14 protein-coding genes (1 of these 14 running past the window's edge) are annotated in these 18795 nt (G+C 52.2%); 11 read left to right on the forward strand and 3 right to left on the reverse strand.

All coding sequences use genetic code 11. The annotated features are described in order from the left end of the window. The 8 genes from LC059_RS12520 to LC059_RS12555 all read left to right on the forward strand — a co-directional run. Positions 1-408, forward strand: the 3' portion of a protein-coding gene (locus tag LC059_RS12520) for a TolC family outer membrane protein (protein WP_226704208.1). The gene continues 1047 nt to the left of window position 1, outside the view; only the last 408 of its 1455 coding nucleotides appear in the window; its start codon lies beyond the left edge, outside the window; the stop codon is at positions 406-408. Between the two features lie 60 nt (positions 409-468). Continuing rightward, on the forward strand, positions 469-2628 hold the full coding sequence (locus tag LC059_RS12525; protein WP_226704209.1) for a type I secretion system permease/ATPase: 2160 nt from the start codon (positions 469-471) through the stop codon (positions 2626-2628). Next, complete coding sequence (locus LC059_RS12530) at positions 2628-3950, forward strand: HlyD family efflux transporter periplasmic adaptor subunit (protein ID WP_226704210.1); 1323 nt, start codon at positions 2628-2630, stop codon at positions 3948-3950. Before LC059_RS12525 ends, LC059_RS12530 begins: the two co-directional genes overlap by 1 nt. Positions 3951-4027: 77 nt before the next feature. After that, entirely contained in the window at positions 4028-4240 is a 213-nt protein-coding gene (locus tag LC059_RS12535; RefSeq protein ID WP_226704211.1) for a hypothetical protein, read from the forward strand. Positions 4241-4269: 29 nt separating this feature from the next. Further along, positions 4270-5313, forward strand: a complete 1044-nt coding sequence (locus tag LC059_RS12540; protein WP_226704212.1) for a hypothetical protein — start codon at positions 4270-4272, stop codon at positions 5311-5313. A gap of 374 nt (positions 5314-5687) precedes the next feature. Then, the gene (locus tag LC059_RS12545; RefSeq protein ID WP_226704213.1) at positions 5688-7433 is read left to right on the forward strand and encodes a CapA family protein; all 1746 of its coding nucleotides are present in this window, start codon (positions 5688-5690) and stop codon (positions 7431-7433) included. A gap of 123 nt (positions 7434-7556) precedes the next feature. Further along, positions 7557-8558 (forward strand): hypothetical protein, encoded by a 1002-nt coding sequence (locus tag LC059_RS12550; RefSeq protein WP_226704214.1) that lies wholly within the window; start codon positions 7557-7559, stop codon positions 8556-8558. A gap of 123 nt (positions 8559-8681) precedes the next feature. Continuing rightward, positions 8682-9815: a serine hydrolase domain-containing protein gene (locus LC059_RS12555; RefSeq protein ID WP_226704215.1), complete on the forward strand. Its 1134-nt coding sequence runs from the start codon at positions 8682-8684 to the stop codon at positions 9813-9815. A 73-nt stretch (positions 9816-9888) separates the two neighbouring features. Here LC059_RS12555 and LC059_RS12560 read toward each other — a convergent pair whose 3' ends face one another. From LC059_RS12560 to LC059_RS12570, 3 genes are all read right to left on the reverse strand, one after another. Then, positions 9889-12423, reverse strand: a complete 2535-nt coding sequence (locus LC059_RS12560; RefSeq protein WP_226704216.1) for a hypothetical protein — start codon at positions 12421-12423, stop codon at positions 9889-9891. 61 nt (positions 12424-12484) lie between these two features. Continuing rightward, on the reverse strand, positions 12485-14515 hold the full coding sequence (locus tag LC059_RS12565) for an NADPH-dependent 2,4-dienoyl-CoA reductase (RefSeq protein ID WP_226704579.1): 2031 nt from the start codon (positions 14513-14515) through the stop codon (positions 12485-12487). Positions 14516-14664: 149 nt separating this feature from the next. Continuing rightward, complete coding sequence (locus LC059_RS12570) at positions 14665-15555, reverse strand: LysR family transcriptional regulator (protein ID WP_226704217.1); 891 nt, start codon at positions 15553-15555, stop codon at positions 14665-14667. Between the two features lie 217 nt (positions 15556-15772). Here LC059_RS12570 and LC059_RS12575 point away from each other — a divergent pair, with 217 nt between their 5' ends. The 3 genes from LC059_RS12575 to LC059_RS12585 are packed head-to-tail and all read left to right on the forward strand — an operon-like array spanning position 15773 to position 18776. Continuing rightward, entirely contained in the window at positions 15773-16444 is a 672-nt protein-coding gene (locus LC059_RS12575; RefSeq protein ID WP_226704218.1) for a histidine phosphatase family protein, read from the forward strand. Positions 16445-16487: 43 nt separating this feature from the next. Beyond that, the gene (locus LC059_RS12580; protein WP_226704219.1) at positions 16488-17711 is read left to right on the forward strand and encodes an acyl-CoA dehydrogenase family protein; all 1224 of its coding nucleotides are present in this window, start codon (positions 16488-16490) and stop codon (positions 17709-17711) included. Next, positions 17712-18776 (forward strand): phosphotransferase, encoded by a 1065-nt coding sequence (locus LC059_RS12585; protein WP_226704220.1) that lies wholly within the window; start codon positions 17712-17714, stop codon positions 18774-18776. The last annotated feature ends 19 nt before the right edge of the window (positions 18777-18795 follow it).

Raw genomic sequence — 18795 nt, forward strand, 5'->3', positions numbered from 1 at the left:
ATTTATCAGGGTGGACGTATCTCTGCCAGTAAAGAGGCCGCGAGCTTTGCTATGCGCTCGGCCGATGCGGCGAAAGATAGTGCCCGGCTTACGGTCGCGCGAGACTTGAGGATTGCGCAAAGCCAGAGTATCGGACTGCAACGTAACATCTCTATCCTTGATGCGCGGCTGAGTGCAATCTCAGAAACCCGCAATCTATATCGAAAGCAGTACTCCTCCCTGGGTACCCGGACACTTGTGGAACTCCTCAACTCGGAAGAGGAACTGAATCAAGCGAGAACGGAAAAAAACAATACACGCTTTGATCTTTATAGTCTGCACGTGGACTGCCTGTACACGGTAGGTGAAATGCGCAGTGCGTTCAATCTGGATGGCCGTCCCATTCAGGGAGTAGAAGTATTGCCTTGATGGTTGCGGTGAATCATGTATTCATCGTTTCCTGGCCCATAGCAAATGGAGTTGAAAATTATGGGTGACTCGCAGGAACTGAAAGCAGATTTTGCTCCCTGGCTTGCCGCCGTATTGGCAGTAGCAAAACATTATCGACTGGAGTTTTCGGCGGAGAATGTGCGAATCGCTTCCCAGTGGGGGGCAGACGATAACGTCGAGGCTGTAGTCAGGAGTATGGCGCGGCAGGCAGGTCTGGTTGCGCGGTTTACCGACTTCAATCTCAGTATGCTTTCTCCGTGGCGTTTACCGCTGGTGGTACAGTTGCGGGGCGGACAGGTGGGGGTTGTCCAAGCCGTCGATGGCAAAGGCCAGGCCGCTGTAGCGTTCAGTGGCGATGAGGGGGCGACGAGCTCCGTTAAGTCGGAGGACCTAGCGCAACAGGTCGTATCGGTTGTCGTGCTTAGACCGTCGCACAATGTAGCCGATGTCAGAGTCGATGACTATATCAAGCCCACGGAAAAACATTGGTTCCGTTCAATTATTCTGCGCGACCTTAAGCCCTATAGCCACGTAATGGTCGCTACCACGGTTGCCAATGTGCTGGCACTCGCTGGGATCCTCTTTTCCAAGCAGGTTTATGACCGTGTTATTCCTGCAGAATCTACCCCAACACTGTATGTCCTCTTCAGTGGCGTGATGATTGCGGTACTGTTCGATTTCATCATGCGGGTGAAGCGGGCCAGAATTACCGACCTCTTGGGCAAGCGCGCGGATATCCGGGTCTCGGATCTGGTGTACGGTCATGCGGTGCGTTTGCGCAATAGCGCCAAGCCTAAATCCACTGGTGCATTCATCTCACAGATTAGGGAACTGGAGCGCGTGCGGGAAATGGTGACCTCCACCACCATTCTGGCAATGGCAGACATGCCATTCTTTTTCCTGTTCCTGGGTGTTATGTGGTATGTGGCCGGCCCGCTCGCATTGGTGCCACTGGCGGCGCTGGCACTCCTTTTGATTCCCGGACTACTGGCGCAGGGAAAGCTCGCCAGGCTGGCTGGGGAATCCATACGTGAATCCTCTTTGCGCAATGCAATGCTGGTGGAGACCATTCAGGGAATGGAGGATATTAAGGCACTACAGGCAGAGCAGCGGTTTCAGCAGCAGTGGAATCACTACAACGCCGTAACTTCCGAAGCAAATCTCAAGTTACGTCATCTTGTCGGGAAGCTGACGACCTGGACGCACAATGTACAGTCATCCGTGTTTGCCGTCATCGTTTTACTTGGCGCGCCGATGGTGATGTCCGGTGACATGACAACTGGTTCCCTGGTGGCGGCTTCCATTCTCGGTTCCCGAATGATGGCACCCATGTCACAGATCACGCAGGTGTTGAGCCGTTGGCAACAAGCCAAGTTTGCGCTTAAGGGGCTGGACAAAATTATGCAGTCACCTGTGGACCATCCTCCGGGCACCAAACGAGTCCACATGGCAAATATCCCAGGGAATTACTCGTTGAATCAGGCGGTGTTCAAATATGGCGGTGAATGTGCATTGCCCGCGCTTACAGTAGCCAATCTTGAAATCCGGGCTGGCGAGAAAATCGCGATACTGGGCCGTAATGGCGCAGGGAAATCGACGCTGCTGCAGGGGCTTTCCGGAGTTCTGGAGGCAAGCAGCGGAGAGATACACCTGGAAGGTGTGAATCTGGCGCATATCGACCCAGCGGACACCCGGCGTGATATCGGGCTGCTTACACAGAATTCGAGCCTGTTCCATGGGACGTTACGGGAAAACGTCACGCTCGGTGCGCCGGGTGCCACGGATCGGGAAATTATCGCTGCGTTGGATATGTCGGGTGCGCTGGAATTTATCCGCAAGCTATCCAAAGGGCTGGATCATATGGTGCTTGAGGGTGGTCTGGGGCTATCGGGAGGGCAACGTCAATCTCTGCTACTGGCGCGCCTCTTTATTCGTGATCCGAGTGTCGTTCTACTGGATGAACCTACCGCTTCCCTCGACGACGTGACAGAAAAGCGGTTTATCGCGAAACTACAAAAATGGGTGGCTAATCGCACGCTCGTTCTCGCTACCCATCGCAGTAGTACGCTGAAGCTCGTGGATCGAATTCTCGTAGTGGAGAATGGTGGAATAGTGCTCGATGCGCCAAAAGCCATTGCCCTGGAGCAACTTGCACAGGCTTCTGGACGCGCCGCGCGTAGTACCGAGAAGGTGACCTGATGAAAAAGTTCCGACTGCCCTGGCAAGCCAGGGATGTGAATCAGCTATCAACGACAACTGAAGATGAATCTGCCTCTACGGCGATCAGTCGCATTAGTGATCGTGAGCATAGCGCCAGCAGCGTCGCGATTCTAGAGGCGGATTTTCAAAATGCCGGTGCGCACTTCAGTGAGGAATTTGATGACGCCCGCCTGACCAAGTCTTCGCGGGTTATCTGGGTATTTTTTGTATTGCTGGCGTGCCTCATGACGTGGTCGTATTTTGCCAAAGTGGATGAAGTGTCAAGAGGTAGCGGCAAGGTTATTCCAACTTCACGCGCACAGGTTATCCAATCCCTTGAGGGCGGGATCCTCGCAGAGCTCCGGGTAAAGGAGGGCGATATTGTCAAGCAGGGTGAGGTTCTGGCTCAACTGGACCCGACAAAGGTCCGGTCGAATGTTGAGGAAAGCGAAGCGCGCTACCGGGCGGCGCTGGCCAGCTCCGCTCGCCTAAGCGCTGAGGTCAATGGCTCGGAGCTGAAGTTCCCGAAAGAGCTACATGCACACAAAGACTTGATCGCAAAAGAGCGTCAACTCTACCAAACGCGCCAGAAGGGTCTCCTGGACAATGTTAGCAGTGTGCAAGAAGCGCTGGAGTTAGTACAGCGTGAATTGAATATTACCAGGGAGTTAGTGAGCTCGGGTGCAGCCAGTAATGTAGAAGTATTGCGTCTCAGTCGCCAAAAGTCTGAGTTGGAACTAAAAATAAAAGAGATGCGGTCCGAATACATGGTGCGCGCGCGTGAGGAATTGGCAGGCGTGAGCGCAGAAGTGGAAGCGCTTACCTCGATTATTGAGGGGCGTGCCGATTCCCTGACCCGGTTAACACTTAAGTCGCCAGTGCGCGGTATCGTTAAGGATATTTCAGTCACCACCATTGGCGGTGTGATCCCGCCCAATGGCCGCTTGATGGAAATAGTTCCACTGGATGACCGTCTGCTGATAGAGGCGAAAATATCTCCGCGAGATATCGCTTACATACACCCCGGGCAAAAGGCAAAAGTCAAAATTACCGCATATGACTATTCGGTGTACGGTGGTCTGGATGGCAAGGTAACCATTATCTCTCCGGATACCATAAAAGATGAAATCAACCCCAACGAATATTACTACCACGTAATGATTTTGACTGATTCCCATGCCCTCATAAACCAGGCCGGCAAGGAATTTCCCATTGTGCCGGGCATGGTGGCTACGGTGGATGTGAAAACCGGTTCAAAAACAATTTTTGACTATCTGGTGAAGCCAATTAACCAGGCGGGAGAGGCGCTACGAGAACGCTGAGTGATCGTCAGGTGTGGCGAATCTTCTCTGATAGATTGATTTGAAAAACGGCCTAATTTAGTCACAAGGAGTGATCTATGGCTAGGAAAATGTATGATGTAGAAATACCACTTGGAACCTATTCTGATCGTGACGGACGACAGAAAACCCGCTGGCAAAATGTTGGTGCGGTGATGGACGGTGATAAAGGGCCGTATCTTTTGCTCGATCGCTGGTTCAATCCAGCAGGGTTGCCTAATCCAGATGATCGCACCAGTGTAATTCTCTCGCTTGTCGAGCCGAAGCGCTGAAGTTTCAATGCATTTAGGTGGTACTTTTCATGACTGTCAGCTTTGACGCGCTCTCTGTTGCGCAATCTGGTGCATTGCGTTTGGCAGCGCTTACACGGAAGGATGGACGTTTCCGGTACCGTTACGACTCGGAGTCTGATAAAGACCAGACCGGCTACAACGTCCTTCGCCACGCCGGAACAATCTGGGCAATGCTGGACGTCTTTGGGACGACTCGAGATCCGCTATTACTTTCCGCGGTGGAGCGAGCCACCGCGTTTTTGCTGAACGACTATCTTCGATTTTACCGGCATGTACGTGGCGCATGTATTTGCGAGGAAAACAAGATAAAGCTTGGCGGAAATGCGTTGTCAGCACTTGCATTACTAGAAGTCTATAAGCTGACGGATGATAGCTTTTTGCTCGCTGTAGCAGAAAGGCTCTGTCACTTTATGCTTGATCAAAGAGGTGAGTATGGAGACTTCGTACACAAGCGATATTACAGGTCTGGAAAAATTTCGACGTTCCGTTCCGAGTATTATGTGGGTGAAGCTTTACTGGCATTGATTTCTTGTTACGAGATAACAGGAGACAGCAAAATTTTGCAGCAGGTAAGGTCGGTTGAGATCGAATTGGCCAAGCAAGATTATGGGGTCAAGGAGCACTCTCATTGGATGTTGTATTCATTGGAGAAGCTCCAGCGCCACGATAATTCCCCACACATTTATGATCATGCTGCCAAAATTGCTCATGAGATAATTGTTGATCCTAAGTATATTGGATGGAGTCGCAGTACACCGACGGCCTGTCGCTCTGAAGGTTTACTCGCCTTTCTGAGAATGGATCATGGGAGCGCCCAAAATACTGAACTTGCCGGAGCAGCGAGAAAACGTGTAGAGGCAAATCTGGTCGAGCAATTGCAGTTTTCCCTGGAGGATGGCGGTTTCGTACGGGGTGGCGGTGATCGAAGGGATAGGGAAGTAAGAATTGACTACATTCAGCATAACATCTCGTCGTTTTTACACTACGCGAGATTAGTGTCGGGTGAGTCACAGTCTGTCTTTGAAAAAGACCTGGCGTTGAATCCGGATTAATAGGGTAGAAAGTTGTTTGGTGGGGAAGTTTCTCTCCGTTGGAAATGGTCGGAAGGTATCTCAAGAGGCCCCTGCGGCAAGCCAATAGAGTTCTAGAGTTGGCTGTTACGGAAGCATATTTTAGGGAATGGAGGTGGCCGCTGATGGATCAGGCTGTTGCGCTAGTTGCCGCGAGTAAGTTCGATGCCAAGACAGCCGACTACGTGTCGCAGCTCCTGGACTCGTATGAGCGTACTGTTTGGGTACGTCCCGAGAGGGTGTGGTACTACTACTGCTCGAAAGATCGTCGTCTACATGTACACGCAAACGAGCGCCTAGATACGAAGGCGAGTATTGCGTTTTGCCTTGACGAATCCCTCGAATCGAAACTTCTCATGCGCGCCTTGCAGCACGGGGGATGCCCGTCGGCAGGGGAGTACCCTGGTGGTGTAAGCATAGGTGGTGTGCTCGGCTCTACTCTTGATTTGGTAGAGGCTGGGATCTCTGGAGACTTGCTAATCTGCCCCTCCATTGAAGCGCTCCATTCATTGCGACACGAAAATCTTGGCATGCGTTTTCCTTGGGTACTCAAACACCCAACGAAACGACGCTACTCTCGACGCCCCATAGTAGAGACTATTGATGCTTTTCTGGAATTCGCAAAGTCATATTTTTCGGGCGACTGGAAAGAGCCTCTGGTCATGGAGCCCTATGTCAAGTTTGAGGGTCACTATCGAGTTTTTGCTGTGGGTTCCGAACCGGTTGCGTGCTACAAGATTGTTCAAGAAAGGCAGGAAAGCAGTGCATCTTTAAGGGCGGTAGCGCGAAGAATTGAATCAAGTGATATAAAACAAAAGCTGATGAAGTCTGCCGGAGTGCTGCTCGATATTTTGGATGCGAGTGGAGTCAGGTCTCTAGATTATGGCCTTTGCGTTTCTGGTCAGTTACAGCTAATTGGTACCAGATTATTCCCTAGTCATATTCGACTAGCGCAATTGGGGTTGGCCGATTTGCCGAGAGTTGCAGGAGAAAAGCTTCGATATAAGTCGGAGCTTGGTTCTGGTGACGACGGGCGATTCTGTGACAAATATGTGATAACTATTTGTGGCGATACAAATCCCGGGGATAGCTATCAAGAGCGTCAATCACAGAGAGGTAAGCGGAATATTCTTGCAGAGAATGGGCATGCATATAGCTTTGAAAATTTTCGAAGCATGTTCTCGAATTCAAATTATCGTGTCTTAAATCTGGAAGTTAGCATTACACAAAGCAGGGATTCTTGTTTGTCTGGGATAAAACCCTATTTGGATTGGACTGATCCGAATGAAGCGATAAAAGTACTTGGCGAGCTTTCTGTAGATTCAGTATGCCTCTCAAATAACCATGCTATGGATTTCGGTGAGCATGGCCTGATCGACACAATGGAGTACCTTGATGGTGCTGGTATCGGCCGCTTTGGGGCCGGAAGAAGCTCAGAAGAGGCACTGGCGGTACAACATATATACCCAGACAATGGCTCACGTTTTGAACACATCATATTTGTTTCTGGCTTTGAGTATAGAGCCAATCATGTTGAATGGGGCTATTACGCGACTGATAAAAGCCCTGGTGTGAACTGCTGGTCAGCTCAACAAGCATATGACCAGATAAGTGCGCTTAGAGCGCAATTTCCACAGGCATTTATAGTGGCGTTTCCCCATTGGGGGAGTAACTATGCGCACGTTAAAGACAAGCAGCGGCGGATCGCCCTAAAAATTGTCGAGGCCGGCGCTAACTTGATTTTAGGTCATGGATCTCATGCCTTGCAGCAGGTCTCTCGTTGTCGTGGTGTTTGGGTTTGTTACAGTCTCGGAAACTTTGTTTTTAACTCTCCGGGACGTTTTTCGAGAAGTGATGTTCTTCCATTTGGACTAATTTCCCAGTTATGTTTACCGAGAGAGCGAGACGAAAGGATTCTGCTCAAGCTATACCCAATACAATCGAACAACCTAAAGACGAACTATTTACCCGATTTTGTTACCGAAAATCAGTTTCAATCAGTAATCCGTTACATCTTGGATGCCGCCCATGATCAGGAACTGGCAGATATATTTTTTTCGAAGGATCAATACGGTTATTTCTTTGCGATCAACTTAACCTAAATTGATTGAGGGTTATCACAAGCACGTGATTAAACATATCTAACTCGAGTTCGACACTGTTTTTTACAATACGTTTACATTGGAAGGCGGGTACGCGAAGCGTAGTTGAAAAGGTGAATTCATATGTCTGAGCTAACAAGAAACGATTTTTCAGGAAGTGAATATCTTACACAAAACCAACTTTTTCGAAAGATCTTTAAGAGCAAGGGATGTTCAGTTAAACGAATTGGGCGTGTTCTCCAAGTTGAGTACAAGGGGAGATACTGTCACTTGCTCGAGACGGAAACTACAAATACTTCTCTTCTTGCCTACAGGATACTTAAGGACAAGCGGGTTGCGAGGTCTTTGTTTGAGCGAATTGGTGTAAATACCGCGGTGGGTGCTGCATTCAGCTCGCAAGACCGTTCCGCCGCGCTAGAAATGGTGAAAGAGCTGGGAGTTGCAGTACTAAAGCCGGCTGACGGAAATAAGGGGCAGGGCGTAGCAGTTGGTGTTACGCCAAAGAACTTTGATGATGCGTGGCGATCTGCCGTCGCGTCCACACACTCACAGGTCTTGGTGGAAAAGTGCTTTGAGAATGGCGTCGAAGCAAGGTACTGCGTGATTGACGGAAAGTGTGTCGCGGTACATTCTAGGATACCGCCATCTGTGACCGGTGATGGGGTGAGTTCAATACAGGAGCTCAATGACAAACGCAACAAATTACTATTGAGGCTTAATCCCAGCCGGCGCAATACCGAAGCAATAATCGATGAGCACCGAAAGAACCTACTGGCTGGCCTGGGTTTTGGGCTTGATAGTGTACCGCGGCGTGGGGAGAGGGTTTTATTAGATTGGAAGGCAGGGATTTCAACTGGTGGTGATGCACAAAACATAACCAATCAGGTACACCCTGAAATGATGCAGGTTGCCGAATCGATCGCGCTGGCTATTCCTGGGCTGGACATTTGCGGGGTAGATATTTTGGCAAGGGATCATGCTGCTAGGCCAACAGAGGAAAACTACATCGTCGTGGAAGCAAACACGCGTCCAGGTCTTAGTGGTCACCAGTATCCTGATTTTGGTGAACCGATTGATGTAAGCAGTCTTGTTGTTGATTCGGTGATACGTCGCATGCATTTTTGATAGATTTATATGAACAGCTTGTCGGAATAGAATCCGTGTCTTCCCCTTCGTATATGTTTTTCGCAGACATAATTTTTCTCTACAGTTGATTATTAGAGGTCTGATCGATTGAATCCGAGTCGTATGGCGATACTAATTTTTGCTGGTCTGCTTTTTGCACTCATTTCGATGGCAATTTTTACGAGTTCAGCAGTGGGTTCAGAAGCGGGCTCAGTGACTGAGTCATTAGTAAATTATGATGACTCGAAATACTATTATCCCGGAAAGCGCTGGTATCAGCTGCATGATCCTGAAATTGCTAAATGGAGTGATGTTCACTTGGCAGAGATCAGGAAGATGCATTCCCAAATGGGCACCGGTGCTGCGGTAATAGTATATCGGGGTGTCGTTATCTACAGCTTTGGAGAAATAGATAAGAAGTATCAGCTCTATTCGGTAAGAAAAAGTTTGATGAGCCTCATGATAGGTACGGAAATTGATGGAGGCCGGCTAACAGTTGGCCAAATTCTCAGAGATTTGGATGTAGATGATAGCCCACCTCTGACCGATTCAGAGAAGACGGCGTCGGTCAAGGATTTGCTAACATCACGCTCAGGTGTTTATCACGCTGCTGCATTTGAGACTCGGAGAATGCGTGAGGAACGGCCCGTTCGTGGCTCCGCGAGGCCTGGCGAAGAATGGTTTTACAACAACTGGGACTTCAATACACTGGTAACAGTATTCAAGCTGAGCAGTTCGCAGGATTTTTTTGAGGCTTTTAAGGCGAGAGTTGCCGATGCCGTCGGAATGGAATCATTTTCGTTAGAGGATACCGAGTATCGATATGAACGCGATAAATCACAGCATCCTGCCTATCTGTTCAAGATGTCAGCTCTCGACCTGGCGAGAGTGGGTCTACTCTACTTGAGGGGCGGGAAGTGGTTGGGAGATACTGTTGTTTCTAAGCGTTGGATCGCCGAAAGTACCAGCGTATCCCATGCATGGGATAAAAGTAATCCCCGGTTTGGATATGGTTATACATGGCAAGTGAAGGATTATGGATATTATGCGGCAGGAAACGGAGGGCAACGCCTCTATGTGTTTCCGGAGTACGATCTAGTACTTGTTCATCTCGTGGACAGATCTGCTGGAAAGCGGGTGAAAAATAAGCAGTTACGTCGCGTCAATGGTTTGCTTTTGAGCGCGCACCCGGGTAAATCGTGTACAGATATTTCTGTGTGTAAACAATATCAACAAAGTTTAAAGCGCTCTAGATAGAGGGAGGATGAATTCACTTTTGTCTTAGCTGAATCATAAGTTTTACACACTCGTAATTTCAGTTTTCGATAGATCATGGTGTCTCGGCAGTTTCTTTTCTGTTAACCAATAAGATAGGTTGAATCTGCTCGAGCTGAGGTAGCTTATTTAGCCCCATGAGTAGGTGAACTCGATTTGTATTTTTTGGGTCCAAGTTAGTTGCCCTGTGTTCCAGATCTACCCTAACTAACCACGCGGACCCATCCGCAGGTAAGTGTACACTTTCTATGCTTCCATCTTCTCGGCGCCACTCAAAATATGATTCTGAATTGGTGTTGATGGGGATATGTAGCCTCCACGTTTCTTCCTTTGCATCCGTATGAAATGGCATTTCTTCGCCATTGCTTTTCAGTTGCATAATTCTTGCCCGGTATGGCTGGATATCTTTACTTTTTAGTGATTGCATCACCTCATTGAGGTAACCGTTACAGATGTTGGTTTCCTCTGTTCCGCGTTTGTTGTTTTTCTCCTTTTTGGATATGCGCTTAATCCCATCGGTTAATGATCCATCTCTGCTGGTAACGGCCCAGCCAACATATTCAATATTGTTATCCCGGTAGGGGGTTGACGGCTCTCTGGATATTTGATTTGCAAATTGCTGTTGTAATTGTTTTATGTCAACGTGGAAATTTTTTACTTTGGCAAACATTATTTCCTTTGTTTTATTTTCAGCCTCTAATATTTTTTCGATTTTTTTCGGCGAGGTTTTCACTCTACTTTCTGAGAGATATTTCCTGTAGGCCACAAATCCAGAAAGGTAGTGCTCTACATCGTCAATACGCACACGAAAGGCGTGATGGCGAATGTAAAAGCTTCCGACAATTTTTTCGGGGTTCTGAAAGTACATGGCGTATTCAGGCCAGAAGTAGCCATTTAACAGATACATGGCTCGTGTGTGCAGCGCACGATAGAATTTGGGCAGATCCAACTGCTCCAGCAGGTATGAAAAGGCTGTCTCCTGGCGCAGGCGAGTTACCATACGCTCCGCAGCCATCATCAATTCCAGTAGGGTGGGAAAGGTGGTGATACGTTCGATAATAAAATCCAGGTGCCCGACTACGTTCTGGATGCCAAACTGGTAGTAGCGCGCTTCGGGCCGATAAAGGGTCAGCTCGTTGACACAGTAGCTCAGCCAGTGGTCGTGGGCCTGCCAGTGGTTATTGGCAATAAAATACTCGAAGGCCTTCTCGACAATATTCAGCCAACGCTCGTCCTTAGTAAATCCATACAGCCGCATTAGGCCGAAAGCCGCTTCACCGTCGTAGTAGATAATGCGGAACTCCTCCTTGAGTGTGAGTTCCGGGTACTGTAAAACGTGCACAAATTTTCCGTTGGCTCGGTTTTGCATGTACCGAATACCCAGTGCCAGCTTTTCCATCAATTCCCCGTAGTGTTCACTACCGGTTAGCTCGCAATATTTCACCAGTGCCAACAGGCAGACCGCGTTACCTCCGAGTTTTATTTCGCCGTTGGCCTCTACTAGGAAAGCTGCTTCCTTACCGGAGGGGAGCCGTGCCCTCTTGATCAGATTTTCAGTCAGGTGTGAAAGCGCCCGGTCGATAGCGCGTTTGGTGGACTCGTCCCGGGTTACTTCCCAGCCTTCGATCATGGCGTAGGTGGAGCTGGCGTGACGCAGGGTATTGTAGGTGCCAATGGCGCGGTCGAAGCAGCAATGCCACCCGTACTCAAAGCGGCCATTTTTCAGTACCTGGGACGCCAGGTAGCGGCTGCTTGTGTCTACCAAGTGGAAGGCTGTCGGTTCATCCAGTTCTTCGATGACACGACGCCCTGCATTCCGCCCCGGCCCGTAGAGTGGCTGTGGGCTAGTTTTTCTGTCGAGGAAAAGTCCTTCCGTGTGGAGGACATCTACAGTGCCTTCATCGTTAAAATTTAACGATGTCTTGGGGCCAAATCGACGATCGGTGTAATCGCGAAATTTGCTCTCGTTGATCACAACGTGAGCAATCTTGTTGCCGCCATAGAGCATGGCATTGCCATTCAGCTCCTGTTCCAGGAAGGCAACCTTGCGTTGGCGGTCGAGGGCTAGGCCGTAGCGGAAATATCCACGCTTGGTGTTTTTAAACCGGTCGAGCAATGTTGCCCAAGTCATGGGCTCGCTGTCAGTTACCCAGTCGATCCGTAGCCAATGGCCTTGCATTTTCGCACTGTTCAGTAATTTTCGTGACTGATTGGTTAGTTTGAGCCACAGGGAGTTCAGGTCTTGTCCACTTGCATGGCATACCTTTGCCCGCTGTTTGCCGTCGCTGACGGAAAAAAACAGGGTGTAGGGAGGCGTCAGGTTTTGCAGTTTTCCTATTACGACAGGGCGTGCGCGAGAAAACAGATCAGACAGTGGATTGGAGGTGGCCATGGCGCTTCTACTTTCCTGTCGGTCGTTATTTTGACGAGCAGGGAAGGCGGGTTTTATGCGCGTTTTGGCATTGGAATAGTCGGATCGGCGCACTTCCCTGGCAGACGAATCCGTAGCTACAAGTATAGTTCGGCGACGAATTTCTGCCGGGTTGGCAGCGGCGAAAAAATGGCTGAAGGCCCGTAAAATCTGCGCCACGGGCGGCTCTTGGTGAGCCGCCCGTGATCACAAGCAAGGAAACAAATTTTTATCGGCGGGATTACAGGGTCGCCGCCAGGCGCGAGCCCTGGTCGATGGCGCGCTTGGCATCCAGCTCTGCGGCCTCAAACGCCCCACCAATCAGGTGGCTGGTTTGGCCTCGAGCCTGCAACTGATCATGCAGCGCGCGCAATGGTTCCTGACCGGCGCAGATGATTACGTTGTCGACTTCCAGCACCTTCTGTTCGTCTCCCAGACGAATATGCAGGCCCTGATCGTCAATTTTTTCATAGGTTACGCCGGCCAGATTCTGCACCTGACGGTGCTTGAGGCTGGTGCGGTGGATCCAGCCGGTGGTTTTGCCCAGACCCGCGCCCACTTTGGAGGTTTTGCGCTGCAGCAGGAAGATTTGTCGGGGGCTTGTTACCGGCTGTTGCGGCTTGAGGCCGGCGCGGTGTTCGAGCTTGATATCCACGCCCCATTCTTCAAAGAACTCTTCCTTGTTACTGGCGATCAGTTCGTTGGCGTGATCCTCACTGTGGGTCAGGTACTCCGCCACATCGAAGCCGATACCGCCGGCGCCGATAATGGCAACGTTCTTGCCCACGGGTTTTTTGTCTCTCAGTACATCGAGATAAGTGAGCACTTTGGCGTGTTCGATACCCTCAATGGGTGGCTGGCGCGGGGAGATGCCGGTGGCGATGATGACTTCATCAAACTCTGCCAGGTTGTCTTCCGTGGCGACTGTGTTCAAACGTACCTCCACACCGGTCAGTTCCAGCTTGCGCGTGAAGTAACGCAGGGTTTCTTCAAATTCCGCCTTGCCAGGGATCTGTTTGGCAATATTGAACTGTCCACCTACCTTGTCGCGAGCCTCGAACAGGGTGACCTGGTGACCCCGCTCTGCGGCCACGGTAGATGCGGCGAGTCCCGCGGGGCCTGCGCCCACAACAGCGATTTTTTTCGCGCTTTCCACCGGCAGGTAGTTCAGCTCGGTTTCGTGGCATGCGCGGGGGTTTACCAGGCAGGAGGTCAGCTTCAATTCAAAGGTATGGTCCAGGCAGGCCTGGTTGCAGCCGATACAGGTATTGATTTCATCCGCCCGGTTTTCAGCGGCCTTGTTGACGAATTCTGCATCCGCGAGGAAGGGGCGCGCCATGGAAACCATATCGGCCTTGCCTGCGGACAGCACGTCCTCACCTACCTGCGGCATATTGATGCGGTTGCTGGTGACCACCGGCACTGTAAGGTGCTGTTTTACCTTGGCGGTGATATCCGCAAACGCCGCCCGCGGCACGCTGGTGGCGATGGTGGGAACACGCGCTTCGTGCCAGCCGATACCGGTGTTGATGATGTTGGCTCCGGCCTTTTCGATTGCCTGACCGAGGGCAACCACCTCGTCAAAGTCGCTGCCGCCCTCCACCAGATCCAGCATGGACAGGCGATAGATAATGATGAAGTCCTCGCCGACGGCCTCGCGAATACGACGCACGATTTCAAGAGGCAATCGGGTGCGGTTTTCAAAGCTCCCGCCCCAGCGGTCGTCCCGGTGGTTGGTGCGGGCAACAATAAACTGGTTGATGAAGTAGCCTTCGGACCCCATCACCTCCACACCATCGTAGCCCGCTTCTTTCGCCAGGGTGGCACAGCGCACGTAGTCGTCGATTTGTTGCTCGACTTCCTGGTCGCTCAAAGCTTTTGGGGTGAAGGGATTGATCGGTGCCTGAATAGCGGAGGGCGCAACCAGGTTGGGGTTATACGCATAGCGGCCCGCGTGCAGGATCTGCATGCAAATTTTGCCGCCTTCGCTGTGCACCGCGTCGGTGATCGCGCGGTGCTCGGAAGCTTCTTCCGCGGTGGTCATTTTTGACGAGCCCTGGAATACCCCGCCTTCCTCATTGGGTGCGATACCGCCGGTGACGATCAAGCCCACACCACCGCGGGCGCGCTCACGGTAGAAGGCTGCCAGGCGGTCAAAACCACCGGGGTGCTCTTCCAGGTTGGTATGCATGGAACCCATCAGAACGCGGTTCTTCAGAGTGGTGAAGCCCAGGTCCAGGGGCGCCAGCAGGTTGGGGTAGGCGTTTGTCATGGTGGTCATTCTCTTTTTGTCCGACTCTTGTGTGTCGACGGGGCCTATATTGTCACTTTTAGATATGGCATATGCAAAAAGTTGCATAGATATGACTCAAGGATAGCAAGCCTCGCAACCTGCTGACATTGACCAATCCGACCGAATCCTTATCCAAAGAGTGAAATGATCTGCTGTCGTAGCCAGGTGTGCGCGCCATCTTCGTCCTGACTGCGGTGCCATAACAGGTGCCAGTCCATCTGCGGTATCTGGAAGGGTAGTTCGAAACAACGCGCGGGATACTGGCGGGCGAGGCTGACCGGCACCGTCAGCGCCAGGTCCGTTTTGAGGACCACCAAGGGCGCGACCCGGTAGTGCTGAACTCGCAGTTTCACCTTGCGTCGGCGCCCAAGTTTGTTGAGGGCCATATCGGCAATACCGGGGCCGCTGCGGCGACTTGAGACATGGATATGCTCCAGATCCAGATACTGCTCCAGCGTCAGGCTGGTTTCCCCTGCCAGCGGGTGGTCCGGGCGCAGCATGCACTGGTAGCGGTCTGCGGAGAGGCGGTGTTGGTTCAGCTGGGTGGCGGAAATCATCGGCACGTCCAGCGCGAAATCCAGGCTGTTGGCGGCCAGCTCTTTTGCCAGCTGGTCACGCGGTACATACCAGGATTCCACGCTGATCCCCGAGGCTACCCGCTGCAGGTGCTCCAGTAGCTGGGGCAGGACCAGCGTTTCTGCCATGTCGTTCATGGATACTCGCAGGGTCTTCTGCGCCGTGGCAGGCTCGAACTGATGGTGCTCAGTCACACTGCTGCCCAGTAGCGACAGCGCCTGCTGAACCCGCGGCATGATGCGTTCGGTCAGCGGGGTGGGACTCATGCCGCTCGGGGTACGGATGAACAGCTGGTCATCCAGCGCCCTGCGCAATCGCGCCAGCGCGTTGCTCACCGCCGGCTGGGTGATATGCAGCCGTTCAGCCGCGCGGGTGAGGTTACGGGTGGCATAGATCGCATCCAGCACCGGAAACAGGTTCATATCGATTTGCTGCAGTTGCACGGTCAGCGCCTCCCCGGGATTCTCACAGCCATTTGTGCCGCCCCAAAATCACCACTCATCATCACTACTGTGAATAATGGGATATTTACATAATAAACTTTGATGATCCAAGCGGAATCGCTAGTTTTATCCCCCAGCAGTTTTGGGTGAATAACCCGGGACGTAATTCGAAAGCGCTAACTCATCGTTTACTGTGCCAACCAGGGGGAGAGAGGCAGTGCCAGAAATTTTTGTTGTACGCCACGGTCAGGCGTCATTTGGTAGTGACAACTACGACAAGCTTTCGGAGCTCGGCTGGCAGCAGGCGCGCTGGCTCGGGGAACACTGGGGTGAGGACGGACACCAGTTCGACCACATTGTCAGCGGTGATCTGCAGCGACACCGGGAAACCGCCGAAGGTATCTGCGAAGGGCTCGGCCTGGACCGGCACCGGGTGGAAGAGTTACCGCAACTGAACGAGTTCGACTTCAAGAAAGTTATGCAGGCATACGGGGAAAAGGAGCCGGCATCCGCACCAGCACCCGGTGCCGAGCGTGCCGACTACTACCGGTTTCTGAAACTGGCCATGCATGCCTGGTCCAGCGGTGAGATCGACGGGACGGAGAGCTGGCAGCAGTTCGAACAGCGGATTGAGGAAGTTCTCGGTGTGCTTGCCGCCGGCGCGCGCGGAGGCAAAACCCTGGTGGTGAGCTCCGGCGGAGCCATCGCGATGATGGTACGGCAGGTACTGGGCGCGCCCACGCACAGTGTCACTCAGTTGAACATGCAGATAAAAAACACCGCCGTCAGCCATTTCTTTGCCGGTCGCAGTGGCTTGACGCTGCACAGTTTCAACCATGTGCCTCATCTGGATAACAGGCTGCGCCGCCAGTTTATTACCTATAGCTGACCGGGCGATTAACACCGCAGAAAATAACGAGAAAGAGTCGTCAATGAATTTTGAATATTCCGAAAAAGTACAGGGGCTGCTGCAACGTCTGAGGGCGTTTATGACAGAAGAAGTCATTCCCGCAGAGCAGACCTATTACGAGCAACTAGAGCAGGACCCCTGGGGCGAGCCGCCCGTCATGGAGGCTCTGAAACGCAAGGCAAAAGACGCGGGCCTGTGGAACCTGTTTCTACCGGACAACCAGTGGGGTGCGGGTCTGACGAACCTTGAATACGCACCCCTGGCCGAGGAAATGGGGCGGGTAGGATTTTCCTCTGAGGTCTTTAACTGCAGTGCGCCGGACACCGGCAATATGGAAGTGCTTGCACAATATGGATCGGAAGAGCAGAAGCAGCGCTGGCTGAAACCGCTGCTGGAAGGGGACATCCGCTCTGCCTTCGCCATGACCGAGCCCAAGGTCGCCTCCAGCGATGCTACCAATATCGAAACCGAAATTGTGCGCGATGGTGACGACTACGTGATCAACGGCCACAAGTTCTATATCAGTGGCGCCATGAACAAGCGCTGCGAAATTATGATCGTGATGGGAAAAACTGCACCGGAAAGTGAAGATCGCTACCGCCAGCAGTCCCAGATTCTCGTACCGATGAATACTCCGGGAGTTAAAGTCATCCGTCCGATGACCGTGTTCGGTTACGACGATGCACCAGAAGGCCACGCGGAAATCGTTTTCGAAAATGTGCGTGTGCCGAAAGAAAACCTGATTCTGGGGGAGGGGCGTGGATTTGAAATCGCTCAGGGGCGTCTTGGCCCAGGTCGTATTCACCACTGTATGCGTCTTATCGGACAGGCCCAGCGCGCGCTGGAAATGATGTCGGTGCGCGCGGAACGCCGGGTGGTGTTCGGGCGCCCCATGATCAAGCAGGGATCTGTGCGCGAAGACATTGCAAAGTCCGCGTGTGAAATTGAGCAGGCGCGTCTGCTCACCCTGAAAGCCGCGGATCAGATGGATCGCCTCGGTAACAAGGCTGCGCGGGATCTGATCGCCATGATCAAGGTGGTGGCTCCGCAAATGGCCTGCAATGTAATTGACCGCGCTATCCAGATTCACGGTGCCGCAGGCCTCGGCCAGGATTTCCACCTGGCGCGGGCTTACAGTTATGCGCGCACCATCCGCCTGGCCGATGGGCCTGATCAGGTGCATATGATGCAGCTGGGGCGCAATCTCGCTGCTGCATACGCAGCGCTTGCGGGCGAGGAGGGCTGAATGTCAGAAGTAGAATCCAGGTCGAAATCGTCCCAGGCTTCCGTAGATCAGCTGGATACTGATCGGCTTCAGGAATACCTGAAACAGAAACTGCCGGGTTTTACCGGCCCCATTTCCGCCAGCAAGTTTTCCGGAGGTCAGTCCAACCCTACCTTCAAATTGCAGACTGGTGCTGGCACTTACGTGTTGCGCCGGCAACCGCCCGGCAAGCTGCTGAAGTCCGCCCATGCGGTGGATCGCGAATTCCGCGTGATGCGGGCGCTGGCGGGCAGCGAAGTACCTGTGCCAAAGGTGCTGCACCTGTGTGAAGACCGCGACGTCATTGGCTCCATGTTCTATTTGATGGAGTACTGCGAAGGCCGCATTTTCTGGGACGCGGCACTTCCTGAACTCAATAATGCTCAGCGCAGTGCGTTCTATGAGGAAATGAACCGGGTGCTGGCCGCGTTGCACAGTATCGATGTTGAAGCCGCGGGGCTTGGGGATTACGGGCGGCCGGGCAATTACTTCGAGCGCCAGTTTGGTCGCTGGCAGGGGCAATACCGGGCCTCAGAGCTACACAGTATTCCTGCTATGGATAAGCTGATTCAGTGGTTGGGTGACCATTTACCGGAAGACGACGGTCGCATTTCTCTGGTGCACGGTGATTACCGTCTCGACAACATCATGTTTCACCCCAGGGAATCGCGGGCGATTGCCGTGCTGGACTGGGAGCTCTCTACACTCGGGCACCCGTTTGCGGATCTGGCCTACCAGTGTATGCAGCTGCGTATGCCCGCGGACAGCGGCAATATATCTGGCCTGATGAACGTGGATCGTAAAAGCCTTGGTATTCCTTCTGAGAAGGACTATGTAGCGCGCTACTGCGAGCGTATGGGTATTGATCGGATCAGTAATTGGGCCTTCTATCTCGGGTTCAGTTTCTTCCGTCTTGCCGCCATTATCCAGGGGGTTGCCAAGCGTGCTCACGATGGCAATGCGTCGAGCAAGAATGCCGCCAGGCTCGGTGCCCTGGTTGAACCTCTGGCAATGATGGCGCTGGATGTGATCGAAACCGAGGGTTAAGTCCGAAAACGAAAACAAA

It is taken from the genome of Microbulbifer elongatus, assembly GCF_020524885.1.
Taxonomy (GTDB): Bacteria; Pseudomonadota; Gammaproteobacteria; order Pseudomonadales; family Cellvibrionaceae; genus Microbulbifer; species Microbulbifer elongatus_A.

Excerpts from the sequence above, each read along its gene's own strand:
- LC059_RS12565 (WP_226704579.1), bottom strand. The coding sequence starts at position 14,515 with ATGACAAACGCCTACCCCAACCTGCTGGCGCCCCTGGACCTGGGCTTC.
- LC059_RS12580 (WP_226704219.1), top strand. The coding sequence starts at position 16,488 with ATGAATTTTGAATATTCCGAAAAAGTACAGGGGCTGCTGCAACGTCTG.
- LC059_RS12530 (WP_226704210.1), top strand. The coding sequence starts at position 2,628 with ATGAAAAAGTTCCGACTGCCCTGGCAAGCCAGGGATGTGAATCAGCTA.
- LC059_RS12545 (WP_226704213.1), top strand. The coding sequence starts at position 5,688 with ATGCGCGCCTTGCAGCACGGGGGATGCCCGTCGGCAGGGGAGTACCCT.
- LC059_RS12585 (WP_226704220.1), top strand. The coding sequence starts at position 17,712 with ATGTCAGAAGTAGAATCCAGGTCGAAATCGTCCCAGGCTTCCGTAGAT.
- LC059_RS12555 (WP_226704215.1), top strand. The coding sequence starts at position 8,682 with ATGGCGATACTAATTTTTGCTGGTCTGCTTTTTGCACTCATTTCGATG.
- LC059_RS12525 (WP_226704209.1), top strand. The coding sequence starts at position 469 with ATGGGTGACTCGCAGGAACTGAAAGCAGATTTTGCTCCCTGGCTTGCC.
- LC059_RS12550 (WP_226704214.1), top strand. The coding sequence starts at position 7,557 with ATGTCTGAGCTAACAAGAAACGATTTTTCAGGAAGTGAATATCTTACA.
- LC059_RS12535 (WP_226704211.1), top strand. The coding sequence starts at position 4,028 with ATGGCTAGGAAAATGTATGATGTAGAAATACCACTTGGAACCTATTCT.
- LC059_RS12540 (WP_226704212.1), top strand. The coding sequence starts at position 4,270 with ATGACTGTCAGCTTTGACGCGCTCTCTGTTGCGCAATCTGGTGCATTG.